This is a genomic window from Microbulbifer thermotolerans (assembly GCF_900112305.1).
In the GTDB taxonomy this organism is placed as follows: Bacteria; Pseudomonadota; Gammaproteobacteria; order Pseudomonadales; family Cellvibrionaceae; genus Microbulbifer; species Microbulbifer thermotolerans.
In genome coordinates this window covers 128,115-147,478 of record NZ_FOKT01000003.1, presented here as the reverse complement: position 1 = coordinate 147,478, position 19,364 = coordinate 128,115, and the positions used below count along the sequence as shown (strand labels likewise).

Sequence of the window (19,364 nt, the reverse complement as noted above, 5' to 3'; positions counted from 1 at the left end):
TGCCGATTGTGAGACAGGGTTCCGCTCCTGCCGAGCTACAGCGCAACCACTTGATTGCGCCCACCCTCTTTGGCGCGGTACATACGCGCGTCTGCCTCTGCCAGCAACTGGCCGTGGGTACTGCTGGACGGGCCGCCTTCGGCGACGCCGAAGCTGATGGAGATTTGTACCGGCGGGTCGTACTGGTCGCTGAGCGCTTCCACCTTGCCGCGCAGTTTTTCCGCCAGCTTGCCGCCGCCTTGCAGGTCTGTGTTCGGCAGCAGCAGAAGAAATTCCTCTCCACCCCAGCGCGCCACTATATCGCCGGCGCGGGTGTTTCCCCTCAGCACTTCGGCCACATCCTGCAGTACTCGGTCGCCGAAGGCGTGGCCGTAGGTGTCATTGATGGTCTTGAAATTGTCCAGATCGCCGATCAGCACCGTGTAGCGGCCGGAGAGGTGGCGGTTGCGCCTTTCCAGTTCGTTCATTGCACGGTATGCCTCGCGGCGGTTGGCGAGTCCGGTGAGGGCGTCGGTGGATGCGTGGCTCTCAAGCTCCTGGGTCAACCGGTGCAACAGCTGTTGGGTTTGGTGACGGCTGCTGTCCAGCAGTGCCGTAAGTGCGGTAAGTGAGCCGAAAACAGCGATAAAACGGACCCGGTAGGCAGTGTCGTAGTCGGCAGTGAGCCCGGGGAAATTCGGGTAGAAGAGCACCAGCGCCGTGGCGCCACCGATTGCCAGCAGTGCTGCCACTCCATGCTTGTGGCCATAGAGGTTGATAAAGCCGGGCACCAGCATCACCGCCCACATCAAGCCCGTATTGTTCACTCCGCCGGACAGTAGCAAATAGAAGTAGAGTACGAGCAGCAGAGCGCCCACCAAAAGCGGTGTTTTCGGGCTCGGCCCCATTAGGTTAATGGAGATGTAGGCGCAGAGAATCAGGCCCCCCACAGCAAACAGCGTGGTGGCTTGCCACAGGTCGCCGCCGGAGAGTGCGATCACCGCCATGGCGCCAGTAATCGCAAGAGAGAAGATCAGCATATAGCCGGAGGCCTGGACACGCCGGCGCAGCTCTATCTGATGTGCCTCCTGGACTGGGTCGCGAAACCCCGAGTTCTGGCTGTTATTCCCTGAGATCATGGGAGGGCCCTGTGATTTCCCGGGCCCCTGTCTGTGGCCCGCAGTCGTGCGCTGGCGGCGCGGTGTCCTGTTGTTCTTTGGGCGGGCAAGTATATTGCGATTCACCCGGGTACCCAACGTACTGGGCTAGATTATCAGAGACACAAATCACAAAGATTGAAGCCTGTGGAAAAAATGAAACTGACTTGCGGTGATATCCTGACTCTGCGCGGCGATGCGTTGGTGTGCCCGGCCCATAAACACCTGATCCGGGGGCGGGGCCTGTCCGCACAGATCTTCGATCGCGCCGGAGAAGCTTTGGCCGAAGAGTGCGCGCGGTTGCCGGAGTGCCCGGTGGGTGGGGCCCGTATCACCAGTGCGCCCAATCTTTCCGTACGCTATTTGATACACACCGTCACGCCGCAGTGGAGCAGTGGAGACCAGTGGGGGGTAGAGGGCGTGGTGCAATTGCGGCAGTGTTACGAGAATGTCCTCGGCTTAGCGCGGGAGCGGGGACTCCGGCGATTGTTGTTCCCGGCACTGGGAGCCGGAACTAACCGCTTTCCTCACGCCATCGCAGCACATCAGGCATTGGTAATACTCCACAGTCAGATAGCGGAGTTTGGGGAACTTACAGTGTGTCTGCACTCTGCGGCGGCGTTAGGGGAGTGGCAGCGGGTGGAGCGCCGTTTCTTTAAGGAACCTCTGATTAATTCGCTTCCTGACGGTAAAAATTCTTTGGAGCAAGATGAGAAGCTCAGGTGATAGGATGGCCATTTCGAAACCGTCGGATACAGGGAGGTATCCGTCGGAGCTACAGGGAAGTACTCGTGCGTTTTCGAAATGGCCATCCTATTGCCTGAGCGCCACGGAACTAACCAAAGCCTTCACGCGAATTAATCAGAGGTTCCTTAATATCAAAGGAACCTATGGCTGATAGGAAAGTAACAATAATATGATACGAGAAGCAGAAAAATCAGACGCGGCAAGAATTGCCGAAATTTATAACTATTATGTTGAAAACAGCTTTGTGACATTTGAGGTCGACCGGGTATCGGAAGATGAAATGGCGAAGCGTATACAGGGGTGTTTAGAAAGCGATCTTCCTTGGCTCGTTGCTGAACACAAGCGTTCGGTAATTGGTTACTGCTATGCCAGTCCTTGGAAGGGACGCTGTGCTTATCGCTATTCTGTTGAATCTACAGTTTATTTGGATATTTCTTTGACCTCGAAAGGCTGGGGAACCAAGTTATACAATGAATTGTTGGCTCGCTTAAAAAAGCGCGGAATTCACGTGGTAATTTCTGGAATTGCTCTACCCAATAAGGCGAGTGTTGCTTTGCACGAAAAGTTCGGTATGGAAAAGGTGGCGCACTTTAAAGAGGTGGGAAGAAAGTTTGAAAGATGGATAGATGTGGGATACTGGCAATGTCTTATCTGAAGTGCCCTTGATAAATTTTCGTAAGTACTACATTGTTTTCCTGGCATTCACACTGTGGGCTGGATGTTTAGAAATGCCTGGCCCACTATCTGGAGGTGTCTCATCTAGGTGTGAAGAACAGACAGTGAATTAAAAAGAAATTACTTGAAGCCTGTCTATATTAGGTTTTATTTGTAAGCCACACAGTCAGCAGTGATTGACCGAAAAAGAGTCCAATAATTCTTTTTGATGTGCTGCCATAGCGAGATAAAGCCCCTGATAATTTTGATTAATTTGTGAGTTGGTTGCCACATAATCTTGCGTCTTTGTAATCTGAATTTACTGATCTTTAGTAAAGGAATCTATGTATGAAACTGTTTGGAAGCTTAACTTCACCCTTTGTACGCCATTGCCGTATTGCATTGATGCAATCTGGGCTCGACTGGGAAATGGTGGAGATCGACATTCACAGCAGCCAAAATCCGGAAACGCCCACACTGCGCGTTCCGTTTTTGCATGACGATAGATTAAGGCTGACTGACTCGACGCCAATTTTGAAGTATGTCCGCGAAAAGTCCGGAATGGAATTTATTCCGAATGTGCAGGATTTTGACCGGTATTGCCTCGCAAACACGCTACTGGATTCGGCGATTGCCCTGTTTTTGCTGGAGCGCAGTGGTTTCGATATCAACAGCAATGCTTACACGCTGCGGCAGCAGAAGCGTATAGAACGGGTTCTGTCCGAGTTGGACGCGGCACCACTGCCCGAATCGGGGCGGTTGGGAGATGCGGACTACCGAGTGGCAGTGGCAGTAGCCTGGGGGCAGTTCCGGAACCGCTTTTCTATCGACTCGCACACCAACCTGCAGCGTCTTTTGGCAATTGCCGAAGAGGACTCCAGTTTCTGCGCCACGGTACCGCCGGCAGCATAGTGCGAGCACAGCAATGCGGAAAAACCGCGCTCAACAGGCGTGCCCAAGCCACAAGGCCATGAGCGCGGCCCTGCTGCTCACATTGAATTTGCGGTAGATGTTCATGACATGCTTGTGCGTAGTGTCCGGCTTGAGTTCGAGTTTTTCCGCAATTTCTTTTTCTGTCAGGTTGGTCAGCAACCAGTGCAGAACTTTTTTTTCTGAAGGCGTCAGCGGGTTTTCCGCGATCAGCAGGCCGTGGGCAAGCAGCAGTTTGCGGTGAAACCAGCCTAGAGGGCGCAGAATTTCCATGGCGAGATCAAGGTCCGCTGACTCATATGGCGGCTGGTCACGCATTCGTTGGAAGCAATAGTAGGATTCCGCATCACAGCCGGAGGGAGCGACGACAAACAGTGTATCGGTAATCTGTTTGTCCCGGTAAAACGCTTGGTAGTGAGGGCTGTCGAAAAAGCCCTCGGACACGTGATCACGCATGAGTGTGCCGCGAAACCGCCCGGCCCCGCGAATGTGATTGAGCGTGCTCTCATCGACTTCATAGGTACCGGCCATCACTTCTCTGGTGTAGTGTGCGTGGAGTGACTGGTCTGCAGGTTGTTCCCCGTAAAAGAATACCGGCCCGGGACGCCAGCCGAGCATATAGTCGCGCTCAGGGCTCAAGTGCTCCAGGCACACTGCACTCAGCCAGTAGGCGTGATTCGTACCTATCATTTCGCTGATGGAGGCCAGTAAAAAGTGCAGCCCTTCGTCAGCGAGTCGGGCAGCGGGCATAGTGGCAAGCTGGTCCCATATGTGGTGCTTGCCATCTTCTGTGGATAAATTCGGGGGCAAAGTCTCAATCCCTGCAGTGATTGGGCAATAATACTAGGGAACCTCTGATTAATTCGCTTCCTGACGGTAAAAATTCTTTGGAGCTAGATAAGAAGCTCGGGTGATAGGCTGGCCATTTCGAAACCGTCGGATACAGGGATGTATCCGTCGGAGCTACAAGGAAGTACTCGTGCGTTTTCGAAATGGCCATCCTATTGCCTGAGCGCCACGGAACTAACCAAAGCGTTCACGCGAATTAATCAGAGGTTCCCTAGATAATCTACCACAGGGAAAGATGCCAAATTACGGAAACATTTCGTCCAGCATACGGATGGCGGCGTTGGTGATCTCGGCGTGCACCTCATCGCTGTGTTCAGTATCGATAAATTCCGCCAGGTCATTGAAGCGGGCGTTGTTCTCCTGGAGAAAGGCGTTGTAGGCTGCCTCATTCTCCCCGGCCTCAATCAGATTGGAGACGGATACCACGGTGCAGACAACCCCTACCGTAACGATCACCGCCGGGAGCGCCGCTATGCTGGCGCTGCCGGAAATAAATGCCGATACGGTCACCCCGGCCTTCGCGGCGGCGGCAGCGGTGTGCACCATGGCGGTCGACAGTACAACGCTGGATGTGAGGGTGATGTAGGTCCCTACCCCACTGGCAACCGCCACTCCGCCCACGGTTCCGGCGGAAATCAGGTCGGCATCGGTTGTAGCGATGGCATCGGCGAGTGCCTGCGGGAAGCCCGTGGAAACATAAACGCAATGCAGACCGAAACAGTCACTCAGTTCCGCAAAGTAATCGGCGACTTTCTGCTCTGCGTTGGTCACAAGTGCCTCGCGGCGATCATTGATATGCGCCATGGTGATTGTCAGTAGCCATATCTCATCATTGTTCAGCGCACTCTGCGGTCTTTGCGTCAGCGCCACGATCAGCTCGTTGATGGTGGCGTACAGTGATGCGGCGGCTTCCTGGTTTCCGCTGGCGGTATCTTGGGTAAAGTTGGCGATGATCTCGGACACCGATGCGCCGGAATCCAGCTGCGAGACAACATAGTCTCGCCAAGGCGCAACCGTGGAATCCGCCGCGGCATCTTCCACCAGTGATGCTCTGAGCGTTTCGAAGAAATCACTCAGTATCTGCTGGCTTGCACTGCCTTCCACGGCTTTGAGAAATAGCTGCTGCGTCAGATTGACACCATAGGCCGGAGTGGTGGGTACCTCGATGGTGACACTTGGGGTGTCGAACGAGATTTCGATAGGGTCTGTGACCGGAACTGTATCACCGGGATCGACATCCGGGGGATCGTCCAGTTTCACTTTGGTACAGATATAGGGTGACGGGCAGATTTCATAGGAAAACTCGCCCGTTGATACTTCGAACGCATGGCAGCGCATGACGTTCTCGAACATACCGTAAGTGCGATATGCGCATTCGTATTTAAGATCGACTTCGGGCGCTGCGTTGACCGCAATACAGCGCTCTTCATCACACCCTATATCCCAGCCGGATTCCCAGTTGCACATGTTGTACGGGATGAGTTCGGGATGAGGATATTCCTCGCAGTAATGGACAAGTCGGTTCGGTTCCGAGTCACTGCCGCCCGCCAGCTCAAAATACACCGGCGCGGCCTCATCAAAACTCGCCTTCAAGCGTAAATACAGGGTTTTGCTTTTATGGTTCGCCGCCGCGATGAGAGCGCCATCGCTGGCGGTTACCTGTGTCAGCGGCGTACCGGAAAAGTCGGATTCAGTAAACAATTCGAAAGTGTAATGTGTCGCCTGCTCCGACCGTATATTCTGTGCGGCGAGGAAATAGCTGAGATCCTGCATGATGTCAGTATTTTCAGGAACAGTAATTTCCATGTAGCCCAGTGCCTGTCCGTCGTCGGCAATACTGTCTTTCAACAGGAAAGACTGCGGTGACTCTGTGTCGAATTGAGCCAGATCTACCGGTGTGGGTGTCGCGGGGTTTTCGCTGACAAGTGGGGCGATACCGATGGTGACGGTGGCCGCTTCCGACGTTTCACTTCCGTCGCTCGCGGTGAATGTAAAGCTGTCCTCGCCGGTATATTCGTGGTCGAGGATATACTCCAGCTGGGGCGGGTTCCCCCGCAGTGCGCCGTGCTGAGGTTCGGTAACCAGGGTATAGATAAGGTCGTCACCGTCGGGATCTTCGCCTGAGAGCGTGATATCCAGTTTTTGTTCACCGCTGGTCGGTGCGATAGGCAGGTCATCCGGCGCAATGGCGATGCGTTGGGACGTGGCCACCGGTGCCTGATTGCCGCTGACCAAGCGTAGATTCAGCGCTTCATAGGGTTCCCGGAGCACCGCTTCTCCCTGGCTGAAGTCCATTGCCCAAACGTATTGGTGGTCGGCGGCATTGCTACTCCAGTAAATCGTTTCGGTAACGCCGTTAATTCCGGGAAATTGCGCGACGCCGGTATGGTAGCCGGAAGCGTCAGATTCTTCGCTTAGTAGCGTGGCCAGTTCTGCAATGCTCGGAATGCGCCAATTTGTTAGGCCGCACAAATTTAAGGCGCGGATGCGTTCGGCAAAGGCGCGCGTATTACAGTCGGCACCGCCGGTGAGCGTGTTACCTGCGTAGCACTGCCCCAGGCCAGAGGCTTTGTTGAGCGTCTCACTGTCCGGGTTATACCAACTGAAACTGTTGGCCGCTGAGTGATCGTTTTGTGCGTTTGGCCGTTTCACCTCCCAGACAAGTCCGCTGATGGTGTCTTGCACGCAAGCCCACTGGCTGCCTTCCTCTTCACTGCCGGTATCACTCCAGGCCACAGACTGGATCTCCAGCGGCGCGCCGTCGCTGCCGAGCTTGATCAGGGATGAAGGTTCTGGTGGCGGCAAATCCCCGTCACCTGGGTCGGTGACGGGATCTTCGGTGGGGTCTTCTACGGGATCTTCCCCGGGGTCCAGGTCCGGCTCTTCAATTGGTGTGTCGGAGATTTCCTGTGATGCGGTTTGCTCGGTATCGGATTCCAGGCCATTGCCGCAGGCCGTCAGAGTTAATACCGAGAGCAGCACAGCGAAGCTGTTGCGAAATACCATGAGTCCCCCAAGTGGAATAAAAATCAGCCCGGTTTTTTGGCGCGAAGCTATCAGATAGGGGGGCTGTGTCTATTCCCTATTCAGGGAGTGCGGATCGTCCGAGGTTCGCTGTGTGACGTCGCTCCTTGATGACGTAGCGGGGATAAATGCATAAAAAAACGGGCCGAAGGGCCCGTTGTTCTTGAAAGGGAATCGAGGCTTCTCTGATTAACTCACCTGAGCTTCTTATCCGACTTTGCCGTATTTTGTCGTGCAGGAGCGAGTTACTCAGAGGTTTTCCAAAGCCTTATTTCTTCGCGCGCTTGCGCATATTTTCCTGCAGGATTTTTTTGCGCAAACGAATGTGGTTGGGAGTGACCTCTACCAGTTCATCGTCTTCGATAAACTCCAGCGCCTGCTCCAGGGTGTGGCGGATCGGCGGCGTGAGGGTCAGGGCCTCGTCGCTGCCGGCGGCGCGGATGTTGGTCAACTGTTTGGCTTTGGTGGGGTTTACTACCAGGTCGTTGCCGCGGGAGTGGATACCCACGATCTGTCCCTCGTAAATATCCTCGCCGTGGCCGAGGAAGAGGCGGCCCCGATCCTGCAATGCGTAGAGGGCATAGGCCAGGGTTTTGCCGTTGACCATGGATACCAACACGCCGTTGGTGCGCTTGGCCACTTCGCCCTGTTTTACCGGGCCGTAGTGGTCAAAGATACTGGTCATAATGCCGGAGCCGCTGGTGAGGGTCAGGAACAGGGAGCGGAAGCCGATCATGCCGCGGGAGGGCACGATAAAGGTCAGGCGCACGCGGCCCTTGCCGTCTGGCTCCATATTGGTCAGTTCCGCCTTGCGCAGGCCCAGCTCTTCCATCACCGCACCCTGGTGCTGCTCTTCTACGTCGATCACCACCTGCTCATAGGGCTCGTGGATTTCGCCGTCCACCTCTTTCTGCACCACCTCCGGGCGGGATACACCCAGTTCGAAACCTTCCCGGCGCATGGTTTCAATCAGCACGGAAAGGTGCAGCTCTCCGCGGCCGGAAACCTTGAATTTATCCGGAGAGTCTCCCGGTTCAACCCGCAGGGCCACGTTGTGGATCAGCTCCTGCTCCAGGCGTTCTTTGATATTGCGCGAGGTGACGAATTTGCCGTCCTGGCCAGCAAAGGGCGAGTCGTTGACCTGGAAGGTCATGCTGACCGTGGGTTCGTCCACGGTGAGGGCCGGCAGTGTTTCGGGGTGATCCGGGTCGCACAGGGTGTCGGAAATATTCAGATCACCGACGCCGGTGATGCAGACGATGTCGCCGGCGCTGGCCTGTTCCACTTCCATCCGCTCCAGCCCCAGGTAGCCCATCACCTGCAGTACCTTGGCCTTGCGCGAGTTGCCCTCGCGGTCCAGTACCAGTACCTGCTGGTTCGGCTTCAGGGTGCCGCGGGTGATACGGCCGACGCCGATAACACCCACGTAACTGTTGTAGTCCAGGGCGGAGATCTGCATCTGGAAGGGGCCGTCCAGATCCACCTGCGGCGGCGCGACCTTGTCGACGATCATCTGGAACAGCGGGGTCATGTCCTCGGCCATATCGGTGTCGTCCAGGCCGGCAATGCCGTTCAGGGCGGAGGCGTAGACCACTGGGAAGTCCAGCTGCTCATCGGTGGCACCGAGGCTGTCGAAGAGGTCGAACACCTGGTCCATCACCCAGTCCGGGCGCGCGCCGGGACGGTCGATTTTGTTGATGACGACGATGGGATTCAGGCCGCGCTCGAAGGCCTTCTGGGTTACGAAACGGGTTTGCGGCATGGGGCCGTCCACCGCGTCCACCAGCAGCAGTACGGAATCCACCATGGACAGTACCCGCTCTACCTCGCCGCCGAAGTCGGCGTGTCCGGGGGTGTCGACGATGTTGATACGGTAGTCGTTCCAGCGGATGGCGGTGTTCTTGGCCAGAATGGTGATGCCGCGCTCCCGCTCCTGGTCGTTGGAATCCATAACCCGCTCGGCGCCCGCGTCGCGGCGGTCCAGGGTGCCGGACTGCTGCAACAGCTTGTCCACCAGGGTGGTTTTGCCGTGGTCTACGTGGGCGATGATGGCGATATTGCGTAACTTGTTGATATCAGAGGGCATAGAAGGCGTTTTACCTGCTTTGGCGTGAAGGTTCGTACAAACCTCGTAGCTCGTAGACTGCTCCCGGCCCGAAGGCTGCGAGCGGGAAATAAAAGGGGGCAAGATTTTACACGGATTGTTCTTTCAGAGATATGAATTTATCCCTACAGGAACCGACCGCATTGCCAGGGCGCCCCGAAATCAACTACAACGCTCACATGAATTAATCAGAGGCGAAGCCCCGGAAGGTTTCGGCCGGGCTTATACGAAGATTCTCTGAGAGTTTGCTGCTGCACATACGGGTTCTCTGCTATACCCGTGCAGAGACAAGTACATCGGCGCACGCATTACAGGAAATTCCAGCGCGTCTCGAAAAAATCCAGAAACACCTGAATACGCGCTGACAGAGTTGTATTGCGGTAATAGACGGCATTGACCAGCTCCCGCGGATTAGGGCTGACCAGGTGATCGCTCAGCAACTCCACCAGATTCCCCTGCTCAATATCTGCGCCAATCATGAATCGGGAAAGATAGGCCAGCCCGTTCCCACTCAGACAGAGCTGACGAATCGCTTCTCCGCTGCTGGCCCGGATGCTGGGCCGGACCCGCACACCCTGCCCGATGTACCAGAAGTTCAGTGCTTCCGGGGCTGTAAAGCCAATGATGTCATGGTCTCTCAAGGCATCCGGGGAGTCGCAGTTGCCCCGCCGTTTCAGGTAATCCGGGGAGGCCACCACCGATAACGGGGAACGGGCGATTGGGCGGGCATGAAGGGAGGAGTCTTCCAGCGGGCCAATCCGGATGGCGACATCTATCCGCCGCTCCAGCAGATCCACAATCCGGTCGCTGGCGGTCAGTTCCAGTTCGATGTCGGGGTAGGCTTCGCGGAAGTCCCGGACATGCGGCACTATCTGGTGCAACAAAAAAGGATTGGCGGCATCCACCCGCAGGCGCCCTGCCGGTTTTTGTTTGCGAATGGCCAGCAGTTCTTCGGCTTCTTCCAGAGCGGCCAATCCCCCGCGGACCTTCTCGACGAACAGGCGCCCCTCCTCAGTCAGGCTTACCTTTCGTGTGGTGCGGTTCAGCAAGGTGGTGTTGAGACTCTGCTCCAGCCGGGTTATCGCACGGGAAACCCGAGTGACGGACACTTCCAGCTGTTCCGCCGCTGCGCTGAAACCGCCGCTGTCGACCACTGAAAGCAAAAAATACAGATCGTCCGACCGGCTTTTCATTTCAAAAATCGCAAAAGTATTTTTCAAAAACTGCCATTTATCGCAAAAGTATGCGGCCGCAAACTAGCCTCCGTCAATGAATCTCACGGAGAACCGCTATGCCCATTGCACTCTTCGCGCTCACCCTGAGTGCTTTTGCAATCGGGACCACCGAATTTGTTATTGTCGGACTGGTCCCAACCATTGCCCAGGATCTGGGTGTTCCCCTGCCATCAGCTGGCCTTCTGGTCAGCCTGTACGCCCTGGGTGTCGCTGTTGGAGCCCCCGTATTAACTGCCCTGACGGGGCGCTGGAATCGTAAATGGGTGTTGCTGTCCCTGATGAGTCTGTTCATCGTCGGCAATGTACTTGCCTGGATGGCCCCCAATTACGCATCACTGATGACGGCCCGAATCCTGACCGGGCTGGCTCACGGTGTGTTCTTCTCGATTGGTTCAACGATTGCTACCAGCCTCGTATCCAAAGAAAAAGAGGCCAGCGCTATTGCCATTATGTTCACCGGGCTGACCGTGGCTCTGGTGACGGGTGTGCCTTTGGGCACCTTTATCGGACAGACCTTCGGCTGGCGCGCAACCTTCCTGACAGTGGCAGTCCTGGGGGCCATTGCTCTGATCGGCAGTGCCCTGCTGGTACCCAAAAATCTGAAGCAATCCAAGCCAGCCACACTGAGCCAGCAGTTTGAGGTGATCACGCATCCACGGCTGCTGCTGGTATATGCCATGACCGCCATTGGTTATGGCGGCAGCTTTACGGCATTCACCTATCTGACGCCAATTCTGGAAGATGTCACCGGTTTTGCATCCGGAATCGTTGGTGTCCTGTTACTGGTCTACGGAATCTCAGTGGCCACCGGAAACATCTGGGGCGGCAAACTGGCAGATCGCCATGGACCAACCTCGGCGCTGTACATCATCTTCGGAGGCCTGGCGGCAACCCTGTTCCTGCTCACTTTCACGGCCTACAACCCGATTGCCGTTGTCATCACATTGCTGGTCTGGGGCGCCTTCGCGTTCGGCAATGTGCCGGGGCTGCAGGTGTATGTCGTTCAGCTCGCCGAGCGCTATACCCCCCATTCTGTTGATGTTGCATCCGGGCTGAACATCGCAGCATTCAATATCGGTATTGCCGGCGGCGCCTGGCTTGGCGGGCATGTGGTTGAGGATATGGGACTGATGCATACCCCCTGGATTGGCGGAGTGATTGTGCTCAGTGCCCTGGTTCTGACCCGTATTTCCGCAACTCTGGATAACCGCGAACCGGCAACCGCCTGAGCTGAACCGGCCTCCCGTAAGGGAGGCGCTGGAGGTGAATTATGAATCTGTCAAAGCTCACATCAGGCCCCCTTACCATTGGCGTGGAGCTGCCTCTGGATAATGACTGGACCTCAGACGGACAGCGTCAACGACTGCTCGACAAACGCCCATTCGGTGTACCGGATTTGAGTGCACACCAGTCCCTGGCCATGCAAGCGGACGAACTGGGGTTCCGGGCACTTTGGGTCCGCGATGTGCCCCTTTACGACCCGTCATTCGGCGATGCCGCCCAGGTATTCGATCCCCTGGTGTACCTGGGTTTCCTTTCCGGGGTCACCCGGAACATTCTCCTGGGTACCGCAGCCATTGTTCTTCCCCTGCGCAACCCCTGGATTGTGCGCAAATCCGCAGCCTCGGTTCAGGCCCTGAGCGGGAACCGTCTATTGCTTGGCATCGCAAGCGGTGACAGACCTTCCGAATACCCGCTGTTCGGCGCGGACTATGAGACTCGAGGCCAGGACTTCCGTCACGGTGTCGAAATACTCACCGGCAAACAGGACCGCCGGCTGGCCCCCGGGCAAGCCATTCTGCCCGAAACGCAACCACCGCCACTGTTATCCGCCGGCTTGTCCCAGCAATCCCCGCAGTGGATTGGCGAGCATATGAGTGGCTGGCTGGCCTACCCGGGGACGCCAGAAGAGCATATGCGCCGGGTGGCACTCTGGCGGAATGTGGCTGGCGACAAGCCCTATGTGTCGTTTATCCATCTGGATTACCTGGACGATGCCAAAGCGCCACGGCGGCGACACCGGTTTGGCGTGCAGACCGGCCGGGATGGCCTGCTGCGGGAACTGGAGGAGATGCAGAGTGCCGGTGTGAACCACATAGGCCTGCATTTCAGACGCAACCAGGCGCCGGTTGCAGACACCCTGATGCGGGTGGCAGAGGACATTCTTGGAGTATTTCATGAGACACCCTGAACAAGTTTTTGCCTGGGTCCTGGTTGCAAAGGGCCAGGCCACCCAGGCCCTGCAATGGCAATCCCTGCAGAATGATCTGAGTCCGGGCCCGGACGAGGTGGTTGTCCGCAACGAGTTTATTGGCCTGAATCCGGTGGACTGGAAAATGATCCGGAACTGGCCACCCTTCTGGGAGCAGGGGCATATACCCGGTGTCGATGGTGCCGGCAGGGTTTGCAAGGTGGGCTCGAAGGTTACGGGAATTACTCCCGGCCAGCGTGTCTGCTACCACCAGGACCTGCACAGGCCTGGCAGCTTTGCCAGTCACACAGTGGTCAGCAGCAAGGCGCTGCTGCAGGTACCCGACACCCTGCCCCTGTCCACCGCAGCTGCGCTCCCGTGCCCCCTGATGACGGCCTGGCAGGCCATTGAAAAGATCCCCCATCGCCCTGATGCACAGGTTCTGATTACCGGTGCCGGCGGCATGGTTGGCCGCTTTCTGGTGCAGCTGGCGGCAAAGCGCGGCTTCAGGGTAACGGCGATGGCTTCAGCCCGGCACGCTGCCGCACTGCGTCAGCTGGGCGCACAGGCCGTGGTGGACTGGGCAGTTCAGGGTAAGCCGGGGCAGTACTTTGCGGTTTTTGACACGGTAAATGCTGAGCATGCCGCAGGGCTGACAGATCAGATTGAGGCAAACGGACATATTCTGTGTATTCAGGACCGCCTGGATAGCCCGCCGGTGCCTGCCTTCGACAAAGCCCTTTCCATTCATGAGGTGGCACTGAACGCCCTGCACTGGCTAGGAAGTGAACGCCAGTGGCAGGAATTTTGTCGCGCAGGAGAGCAGCTGCTGGCTATGGTTGCACAGGAACGGCTGAGCCTTCCGCCTCCGCACATCGAACCGATTTCTGAACTTCCGGCAGCCCTGGAATTGACGACCACACTGGACCGTCCGTTAAAGACGGTCATTGATTCCCGTTATCTTCCGAACAAGGAGTAAAGCATGACCACAGTAATTCCAAACCCCGGCCTGGGTAGCTTCCGGCTGCAGGGCGACGCTCTGAAATCGGCCGTTACAGAAGCCCTGGATCTGGGCTTCCGGCACATAGACACTGCCCAGTTCTACGACAATGAAGCAGAAATTGGCGAGCTGCTGGCAACCGCCGATGTGGCCCGCGCTGATCTGTTTCTTACCACCAAGGTCTGGCACGAAAACCTGGTCAGTGAGAAATTTATTGCCAGTGTCAGGGAAAGCCTTGCCCGACTGAAAACGGATTATGTGGACCTGCTGCTGATCCACTGGCCTTCACCGGAAGAAGCAGTCCCCATGGAGGAATACATTTCCGCACTGCTGGAGGCCAGAAAACTTGGCCTGACCCGGCACATTGGTGTCTCCAATTTTACGACCCGGCAGCTCCGGCAGGCGATCGACATTGCCGGGCCTGGGCAGATTCTCACTAACCAGATTGAAGTTCACCCCTACCTGCAGAACGAGGCTGTCGTGAATTTCTGCCAGCAACAGGGGATTGTGGTGACGGGGTACATGCCTCTGGCGGTCGGCAAGGTGCTGGAGGACTCCACACTCGCAAGCATTGCCGGGAAGCACGGTGCCAGTATTCCCCAGGTAGTACTCGCCTGGCTGAAGCACCGGGACATAGTTGCTATTCCCTCATCAACCAAACGTGTACACCTGGAAGCGAACCTGAAGGCTTTTGAACTGAGCCTCTCCGAAGAGGATTTGTCTGCCATCAGAACACTGGATCGCAATGAGCGGATTGCGAATCCCGACTTTGCGCCCGAGTGGGATTGATACACGGCTTTTGGGGTACCCTCCGGGTACCCCTTTTCACCAATCCGAGGGGTTGGAGTGAATCTGTCACCGGTTCGGTGCCTGCGTCCCGCCACCGACCATGCCAAATTCGACTTCGGCCACCGTACAGAACACGGACACCGGCTCCTGTTCCAGCCTCCGGAACAGCGCCCGGTATTCGGCTTCAGTTACCACCATAACAATCTGCAGGGGCTGTTCGGAGATGTCATAGAGGTTGACCATATGCACTTCGCCGTCGTGTCCCACGCCTTCAAGTGCGCCGTTGACGGTCGCCCCCTTCAGGCCGAGCTGGCTGGCGATATGCAACAGCCATTGCCCGAGTGGCTGATTGCCGATGGTGCAGTCCTGCCGGGTAAAGAAGGTGACCTGATAGCCCTTTTCCATTCTGTCTTGCCCTTCACTTATTGATCTGTATGAATTTCCGGTCGAACCGACATGCCCACCCGCAGCCGCGCCGCCTGGGGCTGGCCATCGTCGATGCGGATACGCACCGGCAGGCGCTGGACGATCTTGGTGAAATTGCCGGTGGCATTGTGCGGCGCTACCGGTGAGAAACTGACCCCGGACGCCGGTCCCAGGCTTTCCACATGGCCCCTGAATTCAAGCCCCGGCAGGGCATCCACCCGGAAAGTCACTGGCTGGCCAGGGTGAACCTCTGCCAGCTGGGTTTCCCGGTAGTTGGCCTCGATATAGAGGGTGTTCAGGGGCACCAGAGTAATCTGGGTCTGGCCGGCGTGCACATAGCTTCCCTCCCGCGGCAGTCGCTGGGCCACCACACCGGAAACCGGCGCCCTCACCTGCGTATAGGACAGCTGCAGCTGGGCACGATCCCGCCTGGCCTGTGCCGCCGTCAGGGCTGCCCGGGCCATATCGAGCTGGGATTGCAGCACCTTTTCCTGCTTGTGTGCCGCCTGAAGGGCTTCTTCATCTCTTTTGAATGTGGCCTGTTGCACGGCCAGCACCGCGTCCGCCTGCTCCTGGTCCTGCTCGGTGCCGGAACCCTCCTGTGCCAGACTGCGGAACCGTTTCTGATTGGCGCGGGCCAGTTGCAGGTTAGCCTCATCCACCTTCAGCACGGCCTGTGCCTGGCGGATCCTGTTCTTGTGGGCATCCAGCAGCACCTGAATCCGGTGGATATCCGCTTCCGCGCTGGCCACATCCGCCTCGGCCTGACGCAGGGCTGCGTTCAGTTCCCGGTCGTCGATGGTGAACAGCAGATCGCCTTTTTCCACCGGCTGATAGTCGCGTACGGCCACCTTGCGAATGACACCTGAAATCTGTGGTGCAACGGCGGTCATATCCGCTTTGATATAGGCATTGTCGGTGGCCTGGACGCCACCGGACCCCACACCGATCAGGATAATGGCAGCAACGGCGATCACCAGAAGGGCGCCGCCTGCCAGGACAATTCGGTTTTTCTTCATGACTTCAAACCTTCTTTGTTCAAATACAAGAATTCAGCCTGCCTGCGCGGCCGGCGGTGCGGGGATACGGGGTGCCGGCACATATTGCAGGCACAGTACCGGCGGAATCAGCACCAGCAGCAGCGTCATAAAGACCAGGAAGATATCGGCGCTGGCCAGTACCGCCGCCTGGGTGGAGATCACCTGGGCCAGGTTATCGATAGCCGGTGGGGCCGGGTTGTGGCTCAGCCACATCCCCGCGTGGTTGAGCAGCATGTCGGAATGGAACCGGCTGCGATCTGCCGTCAGCTGGCCGACAAAGGCGCCACCCAGCAGAGTCCCCAGGGCCCGGATGGTGTTGACGATACCGGCCACAAAGGGACCCTCCATCGGCTGTACAACGCTGGTGCCCAAAAACAGCAGACAGACTACGGCGATCGGCTGGCCAATGGCCTGCAACACCTGGGACCAGAAAAACTGGTCCACCATCCACTCGCTGGTGATGCGGGAGGCCAGGAAGCAGCCCAGCGCCATCAGGCCCAGCCCCAGCGCAAACAGATAGCGGGCATCCATCCAGCGCCGGTACAGCAGCAGCGCCACCACCGAGCCCATAAACAGCTGCGGCAGACCAATAATCAGGCCGAGGGCGGTCATCTGCTCCAGCCGGAACCCTTGTAGCTGAGCCAGAACCGAGACCGGCACACTGACCCCGGCGGACATGGCCACCAGCAGAAAGAAGAACACCGTGAATCCCAGTCCCAGATTGCGCCGACTCAGCATCTGCAATCTGATAAAGGGTGCCGGATGACGCCATTCACTGATCAGAAACAGCAGTGTCAGAACTCCCCCCAGCCCCAGCAGCAGGCAGATCAGGGGGGAATGCAGCCACTCCAGGCGCACCCCCTGGCCGATGCCGATAGCCAGCAGGCCCAGGCCGGGTACACCCAGGGCCATCCCCAGCCAGTTGCCCTGTTTCAGCCTGGGCAGTGCCGGAGGCGAGGCCGGGATGCCGTAATACACCAGCGCAGCAGCCAGCAGCCCCAGGGGAATTACTTGCCAGTACAGCCAATTCAGGGACACGGGATCTTCCGCCAGCTGCGCCGCCAGCCATACCGCCACATTGGGGGATAGAGTGGCGGTCATGGCGTAGAGTGCCAGACCGTGCAGGCGGATCGACAATGGCAGAAAGCGCAGGGCTGCGCCCATCAGCAGCGGAATCAGCGCTCCGGCAAACAGTCCCTGCAGCAGTCGCAGTCCCGCCAGCAGATAGAAATTGCCCACAAAAGGCATGACCACTGCCAGGGCCATCATCGACAGCAGCATCGACAGGTGGAACCGCCGCAGAGAGAAGGTGATGCCAAACCAGGAGGCAAAGGGCATGGCGATCAGTTCACCGGCGGCGTACAGGGTGCTCAGCCAGGTGCCCTGGTCATAACTCAGGCCGAGCTGGCCGCGGATATCCGCCAGCGCCAGACCGGGAACCCGGCTGTTCAGTCCCGCGGTCATTGCGGCCAGCAGGATGCCCAGCAGTCCCAGGGCCAGCCGCAGGTTGAAGACCGGCTGCTGGGGGCCCGGTTGCGGTGCGGAAGCCTCAGCCACGAGTTCCTCCCGCTACAATATTCCCGGCTTGCGTGTCTGTTGCGGGGGCTGGTGCCAGCGCATCCGACCAGCCGCCCCCCAGCGCGCGATACAGGGCCACCACCGACAGTGCCGAGGCGGTAGCCGCATCTGTCAGCGCCCTCTCCTGACGCAGCTCGGCGAGCTGCGCCTGCCGTACCGCAATACGGCTGGCGACACCATGACGGCGGGCCCGTTGAACGGTTGCAAGCGCCTGATCGGTGTCCACACTGGCCTGCTGCAATGCCTGGTAGCGGCGCAGGGCATCGCTGTACCCTTTCATGGCATTGTTCACCTCATGCCAGGCGCTGAGTACGGTTTTGCGGTAGCGAATGGCCGCTTCCTTCTGCCCGGCTTCGCGCAGCTCCAACATCCGGCGCAAGCGCCCGCCCTGAAAAATGGGCAGGTAAAGGGAGGGCCCCAGGGAGAAGGTGCGCGAACCCCAGCTGCCGAAATCGGCGCTTTCTATCGCCTCCATTCCTGCACTCAGTCCCAGGGTGATACGCGGATAAAAATCCGCCCGGGCCGCGGCGATATCCGCCGTGGCCGCCTGCAGCTGTGCTTCCGCCGCCAATATATCGGGACGCCGGCGGGCCAGCTCCGATGGCAGCCCGACCGGCAGCTGTTTCGGCAGCTCAGGTTGGTGTGCGCTTTTCGTCAGCTGTGCATTGAGTGCCTCTGGCGCCTTGCCCAGAAGCAGCGCCAGAGCGTTCATTAGCTGATCCCGCTGGGTTTCCAGCAGGGGAATCTGTGCCTCAGCAGCGGCCACGGCTGCGCGGGCCGAGGCGGTGTCATAGTCCGTCGCTACCCCCTGGGCTCTGCGGCTTTGCTGCAGCGCCAGCAGATCGCGGTTGATCTCGAGTTCCTTTTCCGCCAGGCGCAGCTTCTGCTGTACCCCTCGCAGCAGCAGATAGGTCCGCGCCACTTCGGCGGAGACGGAGACCCGGGCGCCCGCCAGCGCATAGCGGCTTGCCAGCAGACGCTGCCCGGCGGCGGCAGTACGCTTGCTCAGCTGCCCCCAAAGATCCAGCTCCCAACTGGCACGGGTACCCAGGCTCCAGTAGTCGCTGGGATCGGTGGGAGCCCCCAGCGCCGCCAGGCGGGAAAACTCACTCAGCTGACTGCGTGAATAGCCGCCCGCGGCATCCAGCTGCAGGCCCTGGGCCGATGCGGCCAGGCCAAGCCTGGCCCGGCTTTGCTCAACCCGTGCCGCCGCCAGCTGCAGATCCAGGTTGCCGGTGGCCAGATCGCGCTCCATTTGTGCCAGCAGCTCGTCGTTGAACAGGGCCCACCAGGCTTGGGGCACCGGCTGTTCCGACAGACTTTGCGCGGCCACAAGAGATGGGGGCTGCGGGAGCTGGATATCGCCAGGCTGCGTCCCATCAGGCAAAGAGGCGCAGCCACCCAGCAGGGTGACAGCCAGCAAGCATCCCGTCCGGGTGCTGGGAGACAGAAACCGAAATAGCGATGAACTGTACCGTTTAGTACTGTTCAGAATGACGAAAACCGATAGGAGTTGCTTCGCACCCACAATACACCTGCGTTTAAAGCGAAATTTACAATGAGTTAGGCGGGAAAGAGAGGTCGCGGAGTATAAACCGATCGGTACAGTTTATGTCAAGTGAGGGTTTCGGTATAGTCCGTTCATTGAGATCCATTTTCAC

Annotated in this window: 16 protein-coding genes; 7 read left to right on the top strand and 9 right to left on the bottom strand. The window is 58.0% G+C overall.

Translation table 11 applies throughout. From position 1 onward, the window contains the following. Positions 1-35: 35 nt before the first annotated feature. Positions 36-1,118, bottom strand: coding sequence for a GGDEF domain-containing protein (locus BM155_RS05605; protein WP_067156682.1), 1,083 nt, complete (start codon positions 1,116-1,118; stop codon positions 36-38). A 174-nt stretch (positions 1,119-1,292) separates the two neighbouring features. Here BM155_RS05605 and BM155_RS05600 point away from each other — a divergent pair, with 174 nt between their 5' ends. From BM155_RS05600 to BM155_RS05590, 3 genes are all read left to right on the top strand, one after another. Continuing rightward, complete coding sequence (locus tag BM155_RS05600) at positions 1,293-1,862, top strand: macro domain-containing protein (protein WP_254773131.1); 570 nt, start codon at positions 1,293-1,295, stop codon at positions 1,860-1,862. Positions 1,863-2,052: 190 nt separating this feature from the next. Continuing rightward, complete coding sequence (locus tag BM155_RS05595) at positions 2,053-2,538, top strand: arsinothricin resistance N-acetyltransferase ArsN1 family B (RefSeq protein ID WP_067156678.1); 486 nt, start codon at positions 2,053-2,055, stop codon at positions 2,536-2,538. A 347-nt stretch (positions 2,539-2,885) separates the two neighbouring features. Beyond that, on the top strand, positions 2,886-3,449 hold the full coding sequence (locus tag BM155_RS05590) for a glutathione S-transferase family protein (RefSeq protein WP_067156675.1): 564 nt from the start codon (positions 2,886-2,888) through the stop codon (positions 3,447-3,449). A gap of 30 nt (positions 3,450-3,479) precedes the next feature. On the opposite strand, the gene BM155_RS05585 is transcribed toward BM155_RS05590, so the two are convergent. The 4 genes from BM155_RS05585 to BM155_RS05570 form a co-directional block, all read right to left on the bottom strand. Beyond that, entirely contained in the window at positions 3,480-4,277 is a 798-nt protein-coding gene (locus tag BM155_RS05585) for a helix-turn-helix transcriptional regulator (RefSeq protein WP_074901638.1), read from the bottom strand. Positions 4,278-4,559: 282 nt separating this feature from the next. Beyond that, complete coding sequence (locus tag BM155_RS05580; RefSeq protein WP_074901634.1) at positions 4,560-7,322, bottom strand: Lcl domain-containing protein; 2,763 nt, start codon at positions 7,320-7,322, stop codon at positions 4,560-4,562. Positions 7,323-7,608: 286 nt separating this feature from the next. After that, on the bottom strand, positions 7,609-9,426 hold the full coding sequence (typA, locus tag BM155_RS05575) for a translational GTPase TypA (protein ID WP_074901631.1): 1,818 nt from the start codon (positions 9,424-9,426) through the stop codon (positions 7,609-7,611). Positions 9,427-9,752: 326 nt separating this feature from the next. Beyond that, positions 9,753-10,637, bottom strand: coding sequence for a LysR family transcriptional regulator (locus BM155_RS05570; RefSeq protein ID WP_074901995.1), 885 nt, complete (start codon positions 10,635-10,637; stop codon positions 9,753-9,755). 98 nt (positions 10,638-10,735) lie between these two features. Between BM155_RS05570 and BM155_RS05565 the strand changes: the two genes are divergently transcribed. The 4 genes from BM155_RS05565 to dkgB are packed head-to-tail and all read left to right on the top strand — an operon-like array spanning position 10,736 to position 14,659. Next, positions 10,736-11,908: an MFS transporter gene (locus BM155_RS05565; protein ID WP_067156668.1), complete on the top strand. Its 1,173-nt coding sequence runs from the start codon at positions 10,736-10,738 to the stop codon at positions 11,906-11,908. Between the two features lie 41 nt (positions 11,909-11,949). Next, positions 11,950-12,870, top strand: coding sequence for a TIGR03571 family LLM class oxidoreductase (locus tag BM155_RS05560; RefSeq protein ID WP_074901628.1), 921 nt, complete (start codon positions 11,950-11,952; stop codon positions 12,868-12,870). Further along, positions 12,857-13,849, top strand: a complete 993-nt coding sequence (locus tag BM155_RS05555) for an alcohol dehydrogenase catalytic domain-containing protein (protein ID WP_074901625.1) — start codon at positions 12,857-12,859, stop codon at positions 13,847-13,849. The genes BM155_RS05560 and BM155_RS05555 overlap by 14 nt, the downstream gene beginning before the upstream one ends. 3 nt (positions 13,850-13,852) lie before the next feature. After that, positions 13,853-14,659: a 2,5-didehydrogluconate reductase DkgB gene (dkgB, locus tag BM155_RS05550; protein ID WP_074901623.1), complete on the top strand. Its 807-nt coding sequence runs from the start codon at positions 13,853-13,855 to the stop codon at positions 14,657-14,659. 66 nt (positions 14,660-14,725) lie between these two features. Here dkgB and BM155_RS05545 read toward each other — a convergent pair whose 3' ends face one another. Genes BM155_RS05545 through BM155_RS05530 form a run of 4 tightly spaced genes read right to left on the bottom strand, consistent with a single transcriptional unit; the run spans position 14,726 to position 19,231 of the window. Then, entirely contained in the window at positions 14,726-15,064 is a 339-nt protein-coding gene (locus tag BM155_RS05545; protein WP_074901621.1) for a DUF190 domain-containing protein, read from the bottom strand. A 17-nt stretch (positions 15,065-15,081) separates the two neighbouring features. After that, positions 15,082-16,104, bottom strand: a complete 1,023-nt coding sequence (locus tag BM155_RS05540) for an HlyD family secretion protein (protein ID WP_074901618.1) — start codon at positions 16,102-16,104, stop codon at positions 15,082-15,084. A gap of 33 nt (positions 16,105-16,137) precedes the next feature. Further along, on the bottom strand, positions 16,138-17,682 hold the full coding sequence (locus BM155_RS05535; RefSeq protein WP_074901616.1) for an MFS transporter: 1,545 nt from the start codon (positions 17,680-17,682) through the stop codon (positions 16,138-16,140). After that, positions 17,675-19,231, bottom strand: coding sequence for an efflux transporter outer membrane subunit (locus BM155_RS05530; RefSeq protein WP_254773130.1), 1,557 nt, complete (start codon positions 19,229-19,231; stop codon positions 17,675-17,677). Before BM155_RS05530 ends, BM155_RS05535 begins: the two co-directional genes overlap by 8 nt. Positions 19,232-19,364: the final 133 nt, after the last annotated feature.

Bases quoted from the DNA above. Each gene is read 5' to 3' on its own strand.
- BM155_RS05605 (WP_067156682.1), bottom strand. From the start codon at position 1,118: ATGATCTCAGGGAATAACAGCCAGAACTCGGGGTTTCGCGACCCAGTC.
- BM155_RS05600 (WP_254773131.1), top strand. From the start codon at position 1,293: ATGAAACTGACTTGCGGTGATATCCTGACTCTGCGCGGCGATGCGTTG.
- BM155_RS05595 (WP_067156678.1), top strand. From the start codon at position 2,053: ATGATACGAGAAGCAGAAAAATCAGACGCGGCAAGAATTGCCGAAATT.
- BM155_RS05590 (WP_067156675.1), top strand. From the start codon at position 2,886: ATGAAACTGTTTGGAAGCTTAACTTCACCCTTTGTACGCCATTGCCGT.
- BM155_RS05580 (WP_074901634.1), bottom strand. From the start codon at position 7,322: ATGGTATTTCGCAACAGCTTCGCTGTGCTGCTCTCGGTATTAACTCTG.
- typA (WP_074901631.1), bottom strand. From the start codon at position 9,426: ATGCCCTCTGATATCAACAAGTTACGCAATATCGCCATCATCGCCCAC.
- BM155_RS05570 (WP_074901995.1), bottom strand. From the start codon at position 10,637: ATGAAAAGCCGGTCGGACGATCTGTATTTTTTGCTTTCAGTGGTCGAC.
- BM155_RS05565 (WP_067156668.1), top strand. From the start codon at position 10,736: ATGCCCATTGCACTCTTCGCGCTCACCCTGAGTGCTTTTGCAATCGGG.
- BM155_RS05560 (WP_074901628.1), top strand. From the start codon at position 11,950: ATGAATCTGTCAAAGCTCACATCAGGCCCCCTTACCATTGGCGTGGAG.
- BM155_RS05555 (WP_074901625.1), top strand. From the start codon at position 12,857: ATGAGACACCCTGAACAAGTTTTTGCCTGGGTCCTGGTTGCAAAGGGC.
- dkgB (WP_074901623.1), top strand. From the start codon at position 13,853: ATGACCACAGTAATTCCAAACCCCGGCCTGGGTAGCTTCCGGCTGCAG.
- BM155_RS05545 (WP_074901621.1), bottom strand. From the start codon at position 15,064: ATGGAAAAGGGCTATCAGGTCACCTTCTTTACCCGGCAGGACTGCACC.
- BM155_RS05540 (WP_074901618.1), bottom strand. From the start codon at position 16,104: ATGAAGAAAAACCGAATTGTCCTGGCAGGCGGCGCCCTTCTGGTGATC.